General features: G+C 43.0%; 17 protein-coding genes and 3 pseudogenes. 12 read left to right on the top strand and 8 right to left on the bottom strand.

The genetic code is table 11. The annotated features are described in order from the left end of the window. Positions 1–70: 70 nt before the first annotated feature. On the bottom strand, positions 71–1,597 hold the full coding sequence (lysS, locus tag FIS9605_RS0121870) for a lysine--tRNA ligase (protein WP_026734498.1): 1,527 nt from the start codon (positions 1,595–1,597) through the stop codon (positions 71–73). Positions 1,598–1,861: 264 nt separating this feature from the next. Between lysS and hisC the strand changes: the two genes are divergently transcribed. The 3 genes and pseudogenes from hisC to trhO all read left to right on the top strand — a co-directional run bounded on the left by hisC (position 1,862) and on the right by trhO (position 4,222). Then, positions 1,862–2,911, top strand: coding sequence for a histidinol-phosphate transaminase (hisC, locus tag FIS9605_RS0121860; RefSeq protein ID WP_026734496.1), 1,050 nt, complete (start codon positions 1,862–1,864; stop codon positions 2,909–2,911). A gap of 110 nt (positions 2,912–3,021) precedes the next feature. Next, a pseudogene (locus tag FIS9605_RS42935) lies at positions 3,022–3,171 on the top strand (ISAs1 family transposase); the annotation flags it as partial. Between the two features lie 169 nt (positions 3,172–3,340). After that, positions 3,341–4,222 carry an oxygen-dependent tRNA uridine(34) hydroxylase TrhO gene (gene trhO, locus FIS9605_RS0121855; protein ID WP_026734495.1) on the top strand — a complete coding sequence of 294 codons (882 nt, stop codon included), beginning with the start codon at positions 3,341–3,343 and terminating at the stop codon, positions 4,220–4,222. A gap of 91 nt (positions 4,223–4,313) precedes the next feature. On the opposite strand, the gene FIS9605_RS0121850 is transcribed toward trhO, so the two are convergent. Continuing rightward, positions 4,314–4,976, bottom strand: a complete 663-nt coding sequence (locus FIS9605_RS0121850) for a class I SAM-dependent methyltransferase (protein ID WP_026734494.1) — start codon at positions 4,974–4,976, stop codon at positions 4,314–4,316. Positions 4,977–5,192: 216 nt separating this feature from the next. Then, complete coding sequence (locus tag FIS9605_RS45400) at positions 5,193–6,038, bottom strand: PEP-CTERM sorting domain-containing protein (RefSeq protein WP_051470096.1); 846 nt, start codon at positions 6,036–6,038, stop codon at positions 5,193–5,195. A 534-nt stretch (positions 6,039–6,572) separates the two neighbouring features. Here FIS9605_RS45400 and FIS9605_RS0121840 point away from each other — a divergent pair. Together FIS9605_RS0121840 and FIS9605_RS37775 are read left to right on the top strand one after the other, a co-directional pair. Next, positions 6,573–6,860, top strand: coding sequence for a hypothetical protein (locus FIS9605_RS0121840; protein ID WP_026734493.1), 288 nt, complete (start codon positions 6,573–6,575; stop codon positions 6,858–6,860). A gap of 166 nt (positions 6,861–7,026) precedes the next feature. Then, a complete protein-coding gene (locus tag FIS9605_RS37775) occupies positions 7,027–7,410 on the top strand; it encodes a winged helix-turn-helix transcriptional regulator (RefSeq protein WP_051470095.1) in 384 nt (127 codons plus the stop codon). A gap of 26 nt (positions 7,411–7,436) precedes the next feature. On the opposite strand, the gene FIS9605_RS42930 is transcribed toward FIS9605_RS37775, so the two are convergent. Next, positions 7,437–7,601 (bottom strand): hypothetical protein, encoded by a 165-nt coding sequence (locus tag FIS9605_RS42930; protein WP_155960481.1) that lies wholly within the window; start codon positions 7,599–7,601, stop codon positions 7,437–7,439. A gap of 151 nt (positions 7,602–7,752) precedes the next feature. Here FIS9605_RS42930 and FIS9605_RS37770 point away from each other — a divergent pair, with 151 nt between their 5' ends. From FIS9605_RS37770 to FIS9605_RS0121800, 7 genes and pseudogenes are all read left to right on the top strand, one after another. Continuing rightward, complete coding sequence (locus FIS9605_RS37770; protein ID WP_082209813.1) at positions 7,753–8,067, top strand: helix-turn-helix domain-containing protein; 315 nt, start codon at positions 7,753–7,755, stop codon at positions 8,065–8,067. 59 nt (positions 8,068–8,126) lie between these two features. Further along, on the top strand, positions 8,127–8,342 hold the full coding sequence (locus FIS9605_RS46685) for a hypothetical protein (protein ID WP_063748472.1): 216 nt from the start codon (positions 8,127–8,129) through the stop codon (positions 8,340–8,342). Continuing rightward, the gene (locus FIS9605_RS40365) at positions 8,324–8,656 is read left to right on the top strand and encodes a transposase (RefSeq protein WP_082209812.1); all 333 of its coding nucleotides are present in this window, start codon (positions 8,324–8,326) and stop codon (positions 8,654–8,656) included. The genes FIS9605_RS46685 and FIS9605_RS40365 overlap by 19 nt, the downstream gene beginning before the upstream one ends. A 40-nt stretch (positions 8,657–8,696) precedes the next feature. After that, positions 8,697–8,813 (top strand): annotated as a pseudogene (locus tag FIS9605_RS46680) (IS630 family transposase); the annotation flags it as partial. A gap of 175 nt (positions 8,814–8,988) precedes the next feature. Beyond that, a pseudogene (locus tag FIS9605_RS41910) lies at positions 8,989–10,210 on the top strand (IS630 family transposase). A 444-nt stretch (positions 10,211–10,654) separates the two neighbouring features. Next, positions 10,655–12,025, top strand: coding sequence for a cytochrome P450 (locus FIS9605_RS0121810; RefSeq protein WP_026734492.1), 1,371 nt, complete (start codon positions 10,655–10,657; stop codon positions 12,023–12,025). A 212-nt stretch (positions 12,026–12,237) separates the two neighbouring features. Continuing rightward, a complete protein-coding gene (locus FIS9605_RS0121800; RefSeq protein ID WP_026734491.1) occupies positions 12,238–13,605 on the top strand; it encodes a cytochrome P450 in 1,368 nt (455 codons plus the stop codon). 123 nt (positions 13,606–13,728) lie between these two features. Here FIS9605_RS0121800 and FIS9605_RS0121795 read toward each other — a convergent pair whose 3' ends face one another. The 4 genes from FIS9605_RS0121795 to FIS9605_RS0121780 form a co-directional block, all read right to left on the bottom strand. Next, the gene (locus tag FIS9605_RS0121795) at positions 13,729–15,162 is read right to left on the bottom strand and encodes a hypothetical protein (RefSeq protein WP_026734490.1); all 1,434 of its coding nucleotides are present in this window, start codon (positions 15,160–15,162) and stop codon (positions 13,729–13,731) included. Positions 15,163–15,182: 20 nt separating this feature from the next. Continuing rightward, on the bottom strand, positions 15,183–16,154 hold the full coding sequence (locus FIS9605_RS0121790) for a glycosyltransferase family 2 protein (RefSeq protein ID WP_035139995.1): 972 nt from the start codon (positions 16,152–16,154) through the stop codon (positions 15,183–15,185). Positions 16,155–16,168: 14 nt separating this feature from the next. Next, positions 16,169–17,200: a glycosyltransferase family 2 protein gene (locus FIS9605_RS0121785; RefSeq protein ID WP_026734488.1), complete on the bottom strand. Its 1,032-nt coding sequence runs from the start codon at positions 17,198–17,200 to the stop codon at positions 16,169–16,171. Between the two features lie 164 nt (positions 17,201–17,364). Continuing rightward, positions 17,365–18,501, bottom strand: a complete 1,137-nt coding sequence (locus FIS9605_RS0121780; protein WP_026734487.1) for a glycosyltransferase — start codon at positions 18,499–18,501, stop codon at positions 17,365–17,367. Positions 18,502–18,581: the final 80 nt, after the last annotated feature.

Below are 18,581 nucleotides of genomic sequence, written 5' to 3'. Positions count from 1 at the left end.
AATCACCAATCCCCAATCACCAATCACCTATTACCAGCTTAGGCTACAGTTTAAGTATTTAAGCGGACACCTAAGTAGTTGTTTCTGAAGACGAGTCAGATTTTTCTGGCTTGAGTAAGGGAAAAGCGATCGCATCCCTAATACTGGCACAGTCGGTTAGTAACATTACCAACCTGTCAATGCCAATACCTAAACCACCTGTAGGTGGCATCCCGTATTCCAAAGCTGCCAGGAAGTCTTCATCTACTCCTTGTGCTTCTAAATCACCCGCCGCTTTCTTCGCCGCTTGCTCTTCTAAACGTTGCCTTTGCTCGATGGGATCGGTAAGTTCAGAGAAACTGTTAGCAGTCTCTCGCCCGACAATAAATAACTCAAAACGTTCCACCAAACCAGGCTTAGAACGATGCGGTTTTGCCAGTGGCGAAATTTCCACAGGATAGTCAATCACAAAGGTAGGTTGAACTAAGTTTGCTTCTACCTTTTGCTCGAAGGCTTCATTGAGGAGTTTACCAAGAGAATGGCAATTTTCTATACCTTCTAGCCCAGCATTTTTACATGCTGCTTTTGCTTCTTCCAGAGTTTGGAAAGAGTTGAAATCCAAACCTGCGTATTCCATCACTAAATCGTGCATAGTTGCACGTCGCCAAGGTGGTGTTAAATCAATCACTTGGTCTTGGTATGTTACGTGCAGCGTACCGAGTACTTCTTGGGCGACGGTGGTAATAATTCCCTCCGTCAGTGCCATCATATCGTTGTAGTCGGCGTAGGCTTGGTAAACCTCAATCGTGGTAAATTCTGGGTTGTGCCGGGTAGAAATCCCTTCATTGCGGAAAATTCGCCCCAGTTCAAATACCTTTTCAAAACCACCGACAATTAACCGCTTGAGATGGAGTTCTGTCGCAATTCGCAGATATAACTCCATTTCCAGCGTGTTGTGGTACGTAATAAACGGACGTGCTTCTGCACCTCCGGCTTCTGCTTGCAGAACAGGAGTTTCTATTTCCAGAAAATCACGCTGTTCTAAGTATCTACGAATACCAGCGGTGATTTGAGCGCGACGGCGAAATGTTTGTCTGACTTCTGGGTTAACAATTAAGTCTACGTAGCGCTGACGGTAACGCTTGGCAACATCCGTCAACCCGTGCCACTTATCAGGCAAGGGTAACAGGGATTTAGTTAGGATTGTATATTGTTTAACGTAAACTGATAACTCGCCCTTTTCAGTCCGTTTAATTGTCCCTTTGACTCCCATGATGTCGCCGACATCTGTGAGTTGCTTGAGGTGGTTGAAGGCATCGGTATCAATATCTGCCATACCTTCTTGAATGCGATTTTTTTCTAGATAAAGCTGAATTTTGCCGGTTTCATCTTCCAAGGTAAAGAAAGCCAGTTTACCCATGACGCGACGCGCCATGATGCGTCCGGCAACTGCTACATCGATCTCAACTTCTTCACCGTTGGGCAAATCAGCAAATTTTTCCTGCAATTGCGCTGTATGATGGGTAGATTCCCAACGATAGGCGTAGGGATTCATCCCTAACTGTCTAAGCTGTTCTACTTTCGACTGCCGCGTGGCACGGATATCTTCTTCCGACATGGTTAACGAACTTTCAGGGGGCAAGAATTAATTATAGATGGAAGGAAAGAAGCAGACACCCCTCAAGAGTACAGCTTTTAAAAGGGAACAGGGAACTCTTAACGGGCAACAGGGAATAGGGAAATCTCCATTATTAAAATTAGGGGATATAAATAATGGTGCTAGTACCCAATATCATTCGGGGTTAATTCTTCTCCCTGTTCAACAAAGTTCTAATACTCGTTCATGAAAGTTATAATATTTTTTCGGTCTTGAAAATACCTCATGACTTCCTACTTCCGCCCAAGTGTTGATGCGATGGTTGGGTACGTTCCCGGTGAACAACCCAAGCCTGGTACAAACATTATCAAGCTCAACACCAATGAGAATCCTTATCCGCCCTCACCTGATGCGATCGCTGTTTTGCGTAACCTAGATAGTGAATGGTTGCGGCGTTACCCAGATTCCTATGCTAACGATTTTCGGAAAGCGGTTAGCGAGGTGTTGGAGATTCCGGTTGACTGGATTATTGTTAGTAATGGCAGCGATGATTTACTAAATATCGTCATGCGTGCCTGTGCAGAGTTGGGGCGTAAGGTGGTTTATCCGATGCCAACCTATGTGCTGTATCGGACGTTGGCACAGATGCAGCCTGCGGAATATGTGGAAATTCCTTACCCAGATGACTATCACTTACCAATTGAGGAACTAGTAGCGGCAAATGGTGCGGTGACGTTTGTTGCATCCCCCAATAGCCCATCAGGACATGCTGTTCCAGTTGATCATCTCCGCCAATTGGCAGCTAGGTTATCAGGTGTATTGGTGGTTGATGAAGCTTATGTTGACTTTGCGGACGAAACAGCGTTGCCGTTAGTAAAAGAATTTGAGAATGTCATTGTCATCCGCACGTTATCCAAAGGTTATTCTCTAGCAGGTTTGCGGCTGGGCTTTGGAATTGCCAATCCTCAGCTATTATCTGGTTTATTTAAAGTTAAAGATAGCTACAATATTGATGCGATCGCTTGTTTGGTTGGGGCCGCAGCAATCCGCGATCAAGCCTATAAGAATGAATGTGTCCAAAAAGTGAAGGCTTCACGGGCAAAGCTGGCGGTAGATCTCAAGCAACTGGGCTTTAAGTTGTGGGATTCTCAAACTAATTTTCTGTTAGCACAACCGCCCAAGGGCAATGCAGAGGAAATTTATTTGGCACTGAAAGAACGGGGAATTCTGGTACGCTACTTCAAGCATCCTGGCTTAGAGGATAAGCTTCGCATTACCGTCGGCACTGATGAGCAAAATCAAATACTCATTGAGATGTTGATTAATTTGTCATAGTTGTTTTTGGAAGTATCGATCCCCCTAGCCCACGGCAGGGCTGTTTCATTCCCTAAAACATGTAAAATTGCAAGTGTTGAGGCCTAATTAACACAGCACAAGACATGAGTAGTAGTATTCGCGGTCATTGGTGTATTGAAAATAGCCTCCACTGCGATAAAGACGTAGTTTTCAAGGAGGACGATTCAAAAATACGTATGGGCAATGCCCCTGCAAATCTTTCCATCTTAAGAGCGATCGCTCTCAATATACTCCGCCGAAATGGCCATAGTTCCATCACAGAGATTTCTCTCTCATGATATTGACAAACTTCTTGCCCTTGTGGAACGAAACAGCCCTGCCCTTTTCAAGGGTGGCTAGGGGAGATCTAATACTTCTCAAACATCCTCTTGTGGGTGATTGTCCTGAAGAAGGGAGAAAAAGTCAGAAATGAGCGTAGTTGTTGCTACATTTTATAAATTTGTCAAGCTGCCAGACTTTGCCGAGAAACAACAGCCTTTGCTGTCTTACTGTCAAGCCCAAGACATCAAGGGAACTATTCTGCTAGCACAAGAAGGTATCAACGCTACAATAGCGGGTTCTCGTGAGGGTATTGACTCAGTATTAGCTTTTCTGCGTTCCGATTCCCGTTTTGCCGACTTGGAACACAAAGAGTCTACTGCTGACTTACCCCCGTTTGAGCGCATAAAGGTGCGCCTCAAAAAAGAAATTGTCACTATTGGAATGTCTGATATTGATCCCAATGAACAAGTAGGTATTTATGTTAATTCCAAGGATTGGAATACCATCATTGCCGATCCGGAAGTAACGATTGTTGATACCCGCAATAATTATGAAGTAAGTATTGGCACTTTCCAAGGAGCGCAAAATCCCAATACAGACTCATTTCGGCAATTTCCAGATTATGTTCGCAAACACCTCGATCCCAGCAAGCACAAAAAGGTAGCGCTATTTTGTACTGGTGGTATTCGCTGTGAAAAAGCTTCGTCTTTTATGCTCTCTCAAGGTTTTCAAGAGGTTTATCACCTCAAAGGAGGCATTCTTAAATATTTAGAGGAAGTCCCAGCAGAAGAAAGTTTGTGGGATGGGGAGTGTTTTGTTTTTGATGAACGGGTTGCAGTTGCTCACGGTTTGGAACCTGGTTCCTATGAAATGTGTGCTAGTTGTGGATATCCGATTTCAGAAGCTGACAAGACTTCTCTAAAGTATGAAGAAGGAGTTTGTTGTCCGCACTGTTTTGATAGTCTCACCGAGGAGAAGAGAAAACGTCAGGAGGAAAAGCAAAGACAAGCAAAAAAGGGGCTAAGCTAGGCTTAATTAAACGCAGAGGCTCGCAGAGGTTTTCGCAGAGGCTCGCAGAGTTATTTGTATAAAATGACGCAAAATGTTTGATTTCTGATTGTTAATTTTTCATTGCTAATGTCAACCCATCAGCAATTGGCAGCATACTGATAGTTACTCTTTGGTCTTGATGCAACTTCTGATTCAAAGCACGAATTTTTTTAGTTCTATTATCCTGCACTTGGGGATCTGCAACTTGACCTGACCACAGCACATTATCGATCGCAATCAGCCCTCCCCGACGCACAAGTTGCAAAGCTAGTTCGTAATAATTATCATAGTTGCTTTTATCAGCGTCAATGAAGGCAAAATCAAATGTTTCTGCTTCTCCTGCTGCCAGCAATTTTTCTAGAGTTTCTAGGGCTGGGGCAATATGCAAGTCAATTTTATTTGCTACACCTGCTTGCTGCCAGTAGCGACGGGCTATTGACGTAGGTTCTTCATCAACATCACAGGCAATGACTTTGCCATCTGGTGGTAATGCCAATGCTACCACCAGAGAACTGTAACCAGTAAATACACCGATATCTAAAGTTTTCTTTGCTCCTATTAACTTCACCAACAACGCCATAAACTGTCCCTGCTCAGGTGCAATCTGCATTGCGGCCATGGGATGCTGTGCTGTTTCTTGGCGCAGTTTGCTCAAAACTTCTGGTTCTCGCAGAGATACTGAGAGCAAGTAGTCATAAAGATGTTTTTCCAGTCCAAGCGTTTTATTCGCCATAGAGTGCGATCGCTCCTCGTGTATTCTTTTTTGTTTCTATCGCAAAAGTGCATAAGTTGATTGAGCTTATACTCATTAAGAATAACGACTAATTAAAACTTAGGTGAAGTTACTAAGGCTGTTCAGAAACAGGACGAACCAAAAAACAGCTCGCCCTCAACCTTAAGTTATTAGTATTTCTCAGCGTTGAAAACAGATAAAAACAGAAAAATCAGCTTAAGCTTTCTCTACACTTTTGCTTTGTTGCATCTTTTTCCGGCGCAGAGCTACACCCATACTACCAGCGGCGAGGGAGCCGAGGATAGTTAAGGGTTCCGGGACTGGTTTTTTAGATTCGACAATCTCACGTCCTATCTTCTGTGTGACAGCTTTCTCAAAGTTTGAGAAGTCATTTGCTGGAATTGTAAAGGAACCTGAACCCCCGATCACGTTGTCTTGGTAGTATTTATCAAGGTCTGACCGATTACTTAAGATTGGTAAACCATTGATAACAACCCCAGCGTTAACTGCGTTATCTCGTGCGGCTTGAAGCTTTGCAAGACCGGAAACATTATCCCTTCCATCACCAGACACATCAATTACTTTTCTGTTGCCATCATAATCGTTTGTGTCGAGGAGATTCTTCGCAAAGTCAATGGCATTAGCAATACCAGTCGCACCAGAAAATGGTCTTGTAGTAGCTGCGATTGCATCAGCAAAAGCATTAGCACTAGCAGCATCAGTGATATGGAACCAAGGTAAAGACTGTTCTGCATTACTACCCCAATAGGATAAAGTTGTTGCAATACCTCCTGGCAAGGCTGCGATTTGCTCCTGAATTGTGGGATTCCTAAATGCGTTTGCGTAACCTTGTCGCTGTAAGTTGAACTCACTGCTATTAACGCTCCCAGAAACGTCAACAGAGAGTACTAGTTCGGTACTAACAATAGTGGCAGCGAAAGATGTAGATGGAGATAATACACCCAGCGTCACCACGGTTGAGACGGTTCCCAAACCAAGAAAAACAGTTTTCCCCTTAGCTGTAGCCTGACGTAATCTCTTTCTAATTTGAAATTTTGTCATTCAAATCACTCCTGTGAATGGGCAACAATTATTGGTAGATTTACCCTGGAGCGAGATCCGCTAGCTGCTGGAAAATAGCACGCAAAAACACCTATTACAAGGAACAAGGTTAGCGATCGCAGTAATTCCAGCTAAAAGTTTTGAAATTGTTATCATTTCTGAAGCGCTAGCAATGTTTGCGCTTATAGTTGTTGAAACTACAGAAGTAAGTCTTATTGTTCAAGTAATTAAAATCAATGACTTGTACCTCACTTCATCGAAGATTTACGTAAGTAGATTTGTTGTTAGGAAATCGCTATCTGCTCAAAGTAAGATTTTGTCTAGATTCTATATGAAATGCTAGCTAAATAAGTAGATTAAAATTATATAAAGTTATCTAGGTATTAGGAACTTGTCTCAGTGTCAACACGTAGATAATAAATGTTTTAAGTTTAACTATTTAAAACTACTTTATCTTATTAAAAGCATATATTTACCATTTTTGCTACTAAATAAATTATCACTAAAGGTGTAATATTTATCAGTTAGCTAATTATGGTTAAAAAATTTTTAGTATCTTTATTAACTACTATTACCCTCCTAAGCTTATCCTCAGTCGCGAATGCTGATTCTTTAGTAAGCAACGGTTCGGGTGGTGATTATAGTTACGAACTGTGGCAAAATACGGGTAATACTGGGTACTATCTGAAAATCTGGAGACGTGAGTCTTACGGTAAACAAGAAGCTTCCTTGACGACTCACAGCTTTGAGTCTAGTCAAGATGCATTAGAGTACTTCGACTGTAACTATGCTCACAAATCTTTGCCAGCTTGTCCTAATTAATAGCAATTTCCAATATAGTTCAGTTAGCAAGGCCAAAAGGTTTTTCCAATCCCTTTGGCCTTTCACTTTCTCTATTTTCAAGACGAACGACTACGTTAGCTTGGGTACAATCAAAGCATGAAAATTCCTATTTCCCTATTCTCTCAACCCCATTCTCCAAGGAACTATGAAAGCTGAAGCAGAAAATCACAACAGACTCACGTGCGAAGTGGAAACCACGCTGAAGGTGATAGGCGGACGCTGGAAAGTATTGATTATTAGAGAACTAATGGCTGGAGTCAGACGTTTTGGCGAGTTGCAGCGAACATTGCCAGGGATCACGCAAAAAATGCTGACGCAGCAACTCAGGGAAATGGAAGAAGATGGTATTATTCATCGTCAGGTGTATGCACAAATACCCCCAAAGGTGGAATATTCGCTCACTCCTTTAGGGGAAAGTCTTAAACCAATTCTCTATGCGATGCACGACTGGGCTGTTCAGCACTTCAGTCAAATTAATCACCAGAAACTTCGCGATCGAGGAGATGCATCTAGTGGTCTGTCCCATTAATTTTGTTGGGTAGCACTAGATCGTGATTAAATAGCAATGTGGGTGCGTCTGTACCCACAAGCTGACAGGCGATCGCGTGCATAGGCCAATCCTCGGGCGCAAAAAGGAGCGTGCCCTCGCGTTGCGCCTGGGGGCGCAACGCCCGCCAGTCCTTGGGTTGAGCCAAAATATATTTGATAGAGCACCGACATTTTATTTTCACCGAGATCCCATAAGGAAAAAGGGTGTATGAACAAGAAGTATGAAATTAATCTCAGCATCTCGCAGAGGCAAGAATTACTGGATCTAGTCACAAAGGGTTCAGCAAAAGCCAGAGAAATTCGTCGCGCACATACATAATTAATGGCAGCAGATGGCAAGAAGGATGAGACAATAGCACAAGCGTTACATGTGTCTGTGGCCACAGTGGAGCGAACTCGTAAACAGTTCGTTTGTGAAAATTTAAAAGAAACATTAAAAGAGAAAAAGCGTCCAGGTAAGCCAAGAAAGTTAACTAATTTTGCGGAAGCATACTTAATAGCAACAACTTGTAGTGATGCACCTGCTGGGAGTACACGTTGGACTTTAAGAATGTTAGCAGACCAGCTTGTGAGTCTAGAAATAGTGGATAGCTTGAGTAAAAGTACAGTTGGTCGAATCTTAAAAAAAACGAACTGAAACCTTGGTTAAAAGAACAATGGTGTATCCCAGAAATCAGTTCAGAATTTGTATACAGAATGGAAGATGTGCTGGATTTATATAGTCAACCAGTTGAGCCAAAACGCCCACTAGTATGCTTTGATGAGAGATTATGCCAATTAATTGCGGATGTACATTCACCAATACCACCTATCCCTAAAACCTCAGAAAAGCCAGGACAAGTAGAAAAATATGATTACGAATATGAACGGAATGGTAGTTGTAATTTGTTCGCATTTTTTGCTCCTATTTAGGATGGAGACACATCAAAGTCACAGAGCGTCGTACGAAAGTAGATTTTGCAATTTGTATGAAAGAATTGGTCGATATCCATTTTGCCGATGCCGATTTAATTCGATTGGTAATGGATAACTTAAACACTCATACAATCGCTGCCTTATATGAAGTTTTTGCACCAGATGAGCCCAGACGAATTGCCAAAAATTTAGAGATTCATCATACTCCGAAACATGGTAAGCACATAGACACAAAAAAACCGAGCGAGCCAGCCTTGTCCCAGCCCTGCGGGCTGGGACGACCTCCACGAGAGACTTTAAAGGAAAACTAATTAATAAAGGCTGGCTCGGTTTTTTCCAGTCGGCCCACTTAGTTGGTTGAATATGCTTGAATCTGAATTGTCTGTACTCGTCCGTCAATGTCTTCAACGAAGAATTCCTAATATTGAAACTTTACAAAAAGAGGTTTCAACTTGGCAAGGCGATCGCAATATTAATCAAGTTTGTGTAGATTGGCGTTTTCGTACAGAAGATGCAAGAGTTAAGCTTTCAAAGATTTATCCAACCCAACAAAATTAATGGGACAGAGTACTAGTGGTCTATCGCATTAATTTTGCAGGGTTAAAATCGAAACAGAGAGTTGAGCGATCGCAAATAATAGGCTATACCAAAAAAGCACATAGTAAAGCTGACACAAGAACAGCATCAACAGTTAGTTGAAATAGTGAAGAAAGGAAAAGCAACGGCGCGAATGATTCGTCGGGCGCACACTTTACTCATGGCTGCGTCAGGTGAAACTTCTGGAAGCGATCGCCAAAATTTTACACATAAGTGTGCCAACAGTGGAAAGGACGCGCAAACAGTTTGTCCAAGAAAATTTGAAAAATACTTTAAGCGAGCGTAAGCGTCCTGGAAAACTACGTAAGCTAACTCCAAGGGCAGAGGCATTTGTGATTGCTACCACTTGCAGTCAGCCACCAACAGGACACTAGCGTTGGACATTACAATTGTTGGCAGACAAGTTAGTTAGCCTAGAAATAGTAGACAGTGTTAGTGCTGATACAGTAGGACGCATACTAAAAAAAACGAACTTAAACCTTGGTTAAAAGAACAATGGTGCATCCCACAAGTTAGTGCAGAATTTGTTTGCTGTATGGAAGATGTACTGGATTAGGTTGCTCAAAGTGTTGACCCAAAACGCCCATTAGTATGCTTCGATGAAAGATTGTGTCAATTAATTAGGGATGTTCATCAACCGCTTGCACCAACACCAAAAACAGAAAATAAACCCCCAATAGTGGAAAAAGTTGATTACGAATATGAACGCTTTGGGCAGTTGTAATTTATTCGCCTTTTTTGCTTCATATTTAGGATGGAGGCATATTAAAGTTACTCAACGAAGAACTAAAATTGATTTTGCTAATTGTATGAAAGAATTGGTTGATATTCATTTTCCAGATGCAGAACTAATTCGATTAGTAATGGATAACTTAAATACTCATACAATCAGTGCTTTATATGAAGCGTTTGAGCCCAGGGAAGCAAGGCGAATTGCCAAAAAATTAGAGATTCATCATACGCCCAAACATGGTAGTTGGTGAGCCAGCGCGCTCCAAAGGGGGTCCCCCCATGTAGACGCCCGCAGGGTGGCTTCGGTGCAGGGTGCGACTGGCGAACCCGAAGGGTTAAATATGGTTGAATGTGAGTTATCTGTACTTGTACGCCAATGTCTTCAAAGAAGAATTCCCGATACCAAAACTTTAGAAAAAGAGGTTTCGAGTTGGGAATGTGAACGTGATAGAAACAAAGTTTGTGTGGATTGGAGCTTTCGTACAGAAGATGCAAGAGTTAAGCTTTCAAATATTTATCCAACCCAGCAAAATTAATGCGATAGACCACTAGTGGTCTGCCACAAAGATTTTGACAGGCTAAGGGAGTTCTTAGTAAGCACTTTCGTGCCTAAATGAGGGCTAAAGCCCCCACTACAAACCTATCAAAAGCTTGGTTTGTTTGAATCGATTTTATCCATTTACCGAAAGCGCGATCGCAGTCGAGCTTAGATCGCAAGTTAGTGAATACAGTCAACGCGATCGCTGTTTTAAATCACATCAGGGTTCACTCTATAAACCTGAGCAAATCTCGATTAATTGAGAATAAACCATGCAGCCATGAGGATTTGATTAGTAGTGGCGATCGCTTGCGAATACACCTCATAGTGCCTACTACGAACATCAGAATCACAATTTATATGCAAAGCTCGCATCAACCCTGAATTGATTACACTTATTAATTACAGTGGCGACAAAGCGTGAAAGCAGCGAGTAGAGCCTATGAAATTACCAAACGGCCCGCAAACTCCACAATTGGTACAAATTCTCCAGTGGATTTTAAATCCTATGACGTATATGGAAGACTGTGCTAGACGCTATGGGGACATCTTTACATTGCAGCTGACAAGTCCTATGGTTTTTGTGAGTAACCCCCAAGCGCTACAGCAGATACTAACTAGAGACACTAAAGAGTTTGAAGCTCCCGGAGAACCGCTTTTTTTACCAACATTAGGTGAGCATTCTGTAATTACTGTCAGTGGTGAAGTGCATCGGCGTCAACGCCAGTTGTTGATGCCTCCTTTTCATGGTGACAGAATGCGAGCCTACGCACAAGTAATTAACAAGGTTACAGAAGAAATCATTAGCCAATGGCAAATCGGTAAACCCTTTTGCGTGCGATCTGCCATGCAGGCTATTACTATGCGGATAATCATGCAAGCTGTGTTTGGGCTATATGATAGTCCTCGTGCCCAAGCACTGGAAGATATTTTGAAAATAATGCTGGATAGGGGCGGAAGTTCTCCCTTGAGGGCGCTAATGCTTTATTTCCCAGCATTGCAAAGGGATTTAGGCTCGCTAACTCCTTGGGGAACTTTTCTGCGCCGCCGAGAGCAAGCTTATAAACTTTTGTACGAAGAAATTCAGGAACGTCGAGAGCAAGCAGACTCATCTCGCACAGATATTCTTAGCTTATTAATCGCAGCACGGGATGAAGCAGGTCAGCCTATGACCGATGCAGAGTTAAGTGATGAATTGATGACCTTGTTGGTAGCTGGTCATGAAACCACAGCAACAGCCTTGACTTGGGCATTATATTGGATTCACAAATTGCCAGCAGTACGCGAAAAGCTACTGCAAGAACTTGATTCCCTTGGCGATCGCCCTGACTCCAACAGTGTTTTGAAATTACCCTATCTAAATGCCGTTTGTTACGAAACCTTGCGAATTTACCCTGTAGCAATGCTCACTTTTGCCCGCGTAGTAAAACAACCCCTATCCCTATGTGGTTATGAACTTGAACCAGGTACACAGGTAATGGGATCTATTTATCTCACACACCAACGCGAAGATTTATACCCTGAGCCTAAGCAATTTAAACCAGAACGCTTTTTAGAAAGGCAATTTTCACCCTATGAATTTTTGCCATTTGGGGGTGGTGCAAAACGCTGTATTGGTGACGCCTTTGCTCAATTTGAAATGAAATTGGTACTAGCAACCATCCTCTCGCGCTTGGAATTGGCACTGGTGGATAACTCAGATGTGCAACCTAGACGGCGTGGTTTGGTAACAGGGCCAAATCGCCCCATCCAAATGGTTGTGAAAGATCGGCATCAGGTTCAGTCTCGAACTCTAGAGACTATTTCTGGTTGAATTTTGGCGTTGCTGAATCGAGGTATGAATTTTGTAGAAGCAATTCATGAATTGCTTCTACAGTAGTAGATTGTAAATCTGATGTTAACAGTTTCATACTTTCAATCAGCAACGCCTGAATTTTGATAGCTTCGGTATAGGCGGTTGTACAACCGCCTTTCAACTATATTAAAGATATGTAGTGGGTTTCCACGCTTATCGCGAGGTTTTATATGAAACTCCCTGATGGCCCGCGTACACCAGCCTTCGTACAACTAATTCAGGTGCTCTTTCGCCCTTTAGAATTCTTAGAAGAGAATGCAAAGCGCTATGGAGACTGCTTTACATCTCGAATAACTGGCTTTCCCCCATTAATAGTTGTTAGCCACCCACAAGCACTTCAGCAAATCATGACTGCTGACTCCAAACTATTTGAGTCTGGGCCAGCTAACAAAATTTTCCATTTTATAGTAGGAGATGACTCGCTGTTATTATTAGATGGCGATCGCCACCAACGCAAGCGACGTCTGTTAACTCCTCCCTTTCATGGCGAGAGAATGCGAACCTATGGCAAGCTAATTTGTGACATCACCGAGAAAGTCACCGATAACTGGACTATTGGTAAATCTTTCATCGCCCGTTCCGCCCTGCAAGAAATTTCGCTGCGAGTCATCCTTCGTGCTGTTTTTGGCGTTGATGAGGGAGAACGTTTCGAGGAATTGCGACAACTATTCAGTCAGATGCTGGATAATTTTGACTCACCTGTCAAGTCTGGTTTCCTGTTTCTGAAGACGCTGCAAAAAGATTTAGGCCCTTGGAGTCCTTGGGGAAGCTTTGTCCGTCAACGAGAGCGAATTGACGAACTTATTTATGCTGAAATTCAGGAACGTCGTCAGCAATCCGATACTTCTGGTGAAGATATCTTAAGTTTAATGATGTCGGCTTGTGATGAAGCAGGACGGTCAATGACAGATCGAGAATTACGCGATGAATTGATTACATTACTGTTGGCAGGTCATGAAACCACCGCTTCTGCTTTAGCATGGGCATTATATTGGATTCACAAGCTACCAACAGTCTGCGATAAACTACTGAAGGAATTGGAAAACATCAGCGACGATACAGATCCCAGTGAAATTGCTCGGCTACCTTATCTCACAGCAGTTTGCCAAGAGACATTGCGTATATATCCTATTGCTTTATTTACTTTCAGTCGCATTTTGAAAGCACCATTTCAACTGATGGGCTACGACTTTGAGCCAGGTACGTATTTATCTCCTTGTATTTATTTGACCCACCAGCGCGAGGATATATACCCAGAACCGAAGCAGTTTAAGCCAGAGCGTTTTTTGGAACGCCAATTTTCACCTTATGAATATATGCCCTTTGGGGGCGGCAACCGTCGCTGTCTGGGTATGGCGTTTGCCCAGTTTGAAATGAAACTTGTACTGGCAACTATTTTGACACGCTGGCAACTGGATCTAGCCGATCATCGTCCGGTACGTGCTGTGCGTCGTGGTCTTGCTACCACACCAGGTGGTGGTGTGTCAATGGTAGTGACAGGAAAAAAGGTGAAAGCCCCCAATCTAGTAAGCTGTTAGGTTTTGAATTTACCCATTTGGGGAGAGTGGGAGAGGGGGAGATGGGGAGAATAACCACTAACTACTAACCACTAACTACTAACTAATGACCAATGACCAATGACTATTGACTACGCACAGGAGTCAATTAAATCCGGAGTTTCGTTGATGTACATGGTATTTATGTGCTGCCATCACAATGGCTAAGAATCCCCAAAGAATCATGCCGGAGACTCCTAGCATACCGCTACCAATGGGTAGAGTCACAACACAAGCAATACCAATGGCGCGTGCAGCAGCCATAAAAGGATCTATGCCAAGCTCAGAATACTGAAATACTTGAAACAACAACAAAATTAATCCACCTAAGTAAAAGACAGCACCAAACCAACCTAGTGTGAAAAACGTATCTAAAATGCCGCTATCAATCACAATAGGTTCTAGTACACCCTTTTCGTTAACAATAAATGTATTGCCGATGCCGTTACCTAAATAGTTTGTTAGGGCTTTGTTGACTCCTCTTTCATAAATCCCTTGCCTGGCTTGGGCGCTGCTATCTTCATCGAGATTAGAAAAAGTTTCTAGTCGAGTGGCAATCACCTCAGAGAATGGCTCTACAGTAGCTAGGGGGATGACACAGATTGCCATGACTAAAATAGTGACAATCAGACGCATTTGGATATGTGGTTTGAGTGAAGAGAGTAGGGTGAGTATACCTACCAACCATGCTCCCCACATGGTTCTTACTAGTGTTAGTAGTAATGCTAAATAGCCAGCTGCTGATGCAGGGATACGTAAAACATCTTTGCTATTAAATAACAACAGTAAACCTGTCATGATCATTGTGGCAAAAGGCCCAGATGATGCCATCGTACTCCAGATCCGCATTCCTAAAGGTTCGGGTCTGCCAAAGCTTTGGAGTTTTGTGCTGATCAACCAAAATCTATCCCATTCAGGTGCAACTAAGTATTGTATGACTCCATAAACTCCCGTTACTAATACCCCCCAAAGAAATACTCGCGTAATATTTTGGCGATGCTGAGGATAGTCACGCCATTTTATAAATACGTAAAAAGCGAAGCTAATAGGAGTTAACCAATCGAAAAGACCCCTAACAGCGGTAACAGGTGAGGTTTTGATGAATCCGATTAGGGAACCGTACAACACACCCGAAAGAGCCAAGATAAAGGGCAAACCACCTTGACGATATGATCGAGGCAGTTCTTTCAAGACGGTGTGCATAGTGATGAGTGTGACTAAATACTGCGATACCAGTATGAAGCGACTCTGATCGAAGGTACTGCGATAATCAATTAAACGAGAAATCAAAGGGGTGAGAAACCACATCCACCAAAGAAAACCCATGTAAAGTACGGGATATCGCAGATACAAAAAAACACCCACAGCGAAAGAAATCACTACGTATGCTGGGCGAAATATGGAACCAGCACCCGCAGCAATAGACGCTGCGGAAAAAACCACTAGCGCCAGAATTGCCAGCCAACCCAGAAGCGGCGGATTTTGTTGCTTAACGTTTGTTGCGGAAGAACTATTGATATTTACGTGCCTGTAAATCACTGAGCATCACCATCCAGAGACTATTTACTAGTTATCTCTTTTTTTGAGGCTTCCCGCAGACATTGCTGCCAAGTTTGCAAACCCAGCCAGCGACCCCGGAGGGATGTCAGCCATTTTCTTACAGCCAATTTTCCTTCCTTGGGCAAGAATCGCAAACACTGCACGAAACCTAAAGATTCTTGCGTACCCACCAGTATAGCCCATGCCATAAACACTGCACGACGTTCAGGCGGTAAGTGTTCCAGCAAAACTAAGGTTTCATTGTGTACGGCGTTCACAAGAGCGACCTCATTTAATCTGTCTCGCTTATCCTCGTCAAAACGTTGTGCTGGATAGTGATCCACTGCGATCGCCGGATCGAAAACAAGCTTCCAGCCATTGCGCTTCAATGCCAAGCATAAGGCCATCTCGAAGTTCACCTGCGCTCCTGTACCCAGCATCCGCTCATCAAAGCGAAGTTGGGCTTCGGCGATCGCACTCCGGCGGAAACTCATATTTACACCCTTAAGTATGTCTACCTCACGGGCTGTTCCTACACCTCTGTGATGGTTGCCAATTACACGCCCAAACCACTGAAGTTGACCGACTAATTCAGTATCGCCATGATCTAACAATTTACCTTGCCAGTACACCCAGTCTCGTCCACCCACACCACCTAAGCGGTCATCTGACAAATAATATGTTTCGATCCGTTCTAGCCAATCAGGATGAGGTGCAGCATCATCATCAGTGACTGTGATGATATCGCCTTTGGCAGCATCTAAAGCTGCATTGAGAGCTGCAACTACTCCTGAAACCGTGACAGTGAGAGTACGGATTGGCAAGGGATGAAAGTTTGATTCTTTGAATAATGCCCAAGTGTCGTTATCGATGTCTCGCACTGTCACCAGCACTTCATCTGCTGGGCGAGTTTGTTGTTTGAGTGCTTCTAAACAACGAGTTAAGTCTTTAGGGCGACGATAGGTGGGAATGATGGCAGTGATGGTCATCATGGTTGTATGCAAATTTACGTTGGTTCTGCTGTTTTAACTGTGGAACCAGTCTTGAGTTTACTTAACCAACTCTTGACCATACCTTTTAACTTTAATTCTGTGTGTAGCTGCCATTCAAAGAATGGAGCTAGACCCAAAGACAATAAAAATATACGCAGTCGCAATGCAGTTGAATCACCTAATTGTTTCAATAATCCCACCAGTTCATCGCGTTCTTGTTGATTGTAGATGGGCAGAAAACAGTAAGCTGAATGTATAATCGCAAACTTTTGGCGCTGTTTCTTCAGCACTTTTGTATCCCAGCCCCGCTGCTGAAAGGCAGGCTGCAAGCTTTCTTCAAAAATGCGGATGTATCCTTTCAATTGCAGATTTTTTCGTTTGGGACGTGGTGTATTTATGTCTGTCCAGACGCGATAGCAAGCTAATATTTCGTTGCTATAAACATTACCATAACCAGCATCTGCTATTCTGACTGCTAAATCGTAATCTTCAACAAATTCTGGGCGGTTTTCATAATACTTTAATTCTCTTAATGCCTTGCTTCTAAACATACAAATGTTTGCCGCCACGCGATAGCCAGAAACTGAGGCTCGCAATGCATCTTCAGCGTTCTGAAACTCTTGGGTTCTGGCGATGCGCCGCACAGAGCGATTTTCTCCACGCTCGTCTATTTCGTGAACAGCGTTATGAGCATAACCAGCTTCTGGATATTTTTGCAGTAGTGGGACTAAAGTCTCTACATAATTTGGCAACAACACATCATCGGAGTCTAAGCGCACAATAAATTCTGTTTGTGGCTGGCTCAAAAGCCAAGTATTGTTACCTGCGATACCAAGGTTTTTGGGTTGCCGATAGTAACGCACCTGCGGAAACTGCTGACAGAGCTTTGCCATCACTTCTGGTGTCTCATCAGTACTGGCATCGTCAGCAACCCATACTTCTATGTTGGGATAGGTTTGATTGCAAGCACTAGTTACCGATTGAACTAAGTAACGCGCTTGATTGTAAGTGGGAATGCAAATGGCTACTAAGGGAAACTCTGACACAGATAATTAACTCCTTTTCAAGGGAATCGGGGATTGGGGATTGGGGAACTCGGGGCCCCCACGACCGCTCTTAGTGGGGATTAGGGGCAATGGGGATTGGGAATTGGATCTTTTCTATGCCCTATGCCCCTTGCCCCATGCCCATTGCCTCTTGTCTTCTTGTGCTATGCATTTTTATCCAGACAAGCGACCATGCGATTGACGTTTTCCATACCAAACAAACCGTTATGTGCCAACTCAAAAGCGCGATCGCTGAGTTTATATTCACAAATCCGTGCGATCGCTTCAGTTAGGTCAGCTACACTCAAAGCCTCTGTGGTAATTCCTAATCTGTGGGTATTAACAATTTCTGCGAGGCTGCTGTCAGTTGGGGTATGTGCGAGGATAGGTCTTTGCACTTGTATATAGGTAGTAACTTTTGTTGGTAAGCTGGTCTGACGAAAAATCGCAAATGCGTTGTCAAAAGGATACATTGCATACATGAAATGACACTGAGCTAATTTGGCGATCGCTTCATTTTCAGTCAGTTGCGGTATATCTACAATGAGTTCCGAAAAATCTGTGGGTAAAAACCTACGATCTGCACCAATGACAATAAACTTAACTGATAATTTTTGCTGTTTACCGTAGTTCTCTAAAGCCTGACAAAACAGGCGAAATTCATCAGCAGAATAAATCGAACCGATATGTCCAACAACTAATGTATTTTGTTCGCTTGGTTTTGATTCCAGCTTAGGTAAACTCGGCAAATAACGATGCACAACAACAGAGTCAACGCCCAACATTTGCTGATAATAGCGGCGCATGCTTTCGCTGACTACATCCACTGAATTAACAGCGTGCATCGCTTCCGCGAACACCTTTTTCGCTTGTTTTGATAGCCATCGATAGCGGCGAGTTCTGCCAAACCACCCACCAACTAAATCGTCGTGAATCGTCAAATGTACGGGAATACTTGTTCTGCGAGCAAGTTCCTTAGCAATTAAAATCCCGTCACTATGTCCAATCACCCAGTAAGCATCGGCTTTGAGAGAAAGAATTTTGTTGATTGTGCTATTTAGTTGGGGAGTTTTGATTCCGTGCCAAAGTAATCCACTATTAACAATATCTTTGAGTAATTTTCCTCCCATTAACCCTTCTCCAAGTCGTTTGGCTTCTGGGAAATCTACTTCTTTTTCAGTCAAATAAATCCATTCAACATCAATACCTTTTTCTTTTAAGGCCGGAATCAAGCTCCTTAAAATTACCGAACCACCGCCTATATTTGGCAAAAAAGTTGTGATGAGTAAAACTTTTTTCATAAGAAGTTCTAACAAAATATATAGAGATTCAATATTGTTGCCACCAACACTAGGCAAGTAGAAGGCGGAAGTTAAAAGGC

The sequence above is a fragment of the Fischerella sp. PCC 9605 genome, assembly GCF_000517105.1.
GTDB lineage: Bacteria > Cyanobacteriota > Cyanobacteriia > Cyanobacteriales > Nostocaceae > PCC9605.
Note: the sequence above shows the minus strand (reverse complement) of the source record. Positions and strands in the feature narration are given on the sequence as shown.